Source organism: Nocardia cyriacigeorgica (genome assembly GCF_010858045.1).
In the GTDB taxonomy this organism is placed as follows: Bacteria; Actinomycetota; Actinomycetes; order Mycobacteriales; family Mycobacteriaceae; genus Nocardia; species Nocardia cyriacigeorgica_E.
Genome location: NZ_JAAGVC010000206.1, coordinates 1 through 336 on the forward strand (window position 1 = coordinate 1; position 336 = coordinate 336).

At 64.6% G+C, this 336-nt stretch carries 1 pseudogene; it reads left to right on the forward strand.

The features are described from left to right. Positions 1 to 323, forward strand: a pseudogene (locus tag GV790_RS29385) (alpha/beta hydrolase); the annotation flags it as partial. Positions 324 to 336: the final 13 nt, after the last annotated feature.

Genomic DNA, 336 nt, shown 5'->3' on the forward strand with positions numbered 1-336 from the left:
GTACTCCGCGTCAGATGCTGCTGACCGTGCAACAGATCCTCGACATCAACGTCGAGCTGGACGTGATTCGATCCGGAATCCTCGACCGGTACCGGGATATCGACTGCCCGATCCGCATGATCATGTCGGCTTCGATGGCAGGTGACAGCGAGGACGAGCGCGTCGGGCGGTACAACCGGAACTGGCGGGCAGGCATCGAGCGACTGGCCCGCGAGCGTCCACGCACTGCCGTGTCCTGGCTCGACGCCGACCACGGACTCGTCGTCACGCATGCCTCCCCCCTCGCCGAGATCATCCGCGGGCGAGGACATCCAGCCGTCTGAGGCTCATCATCAG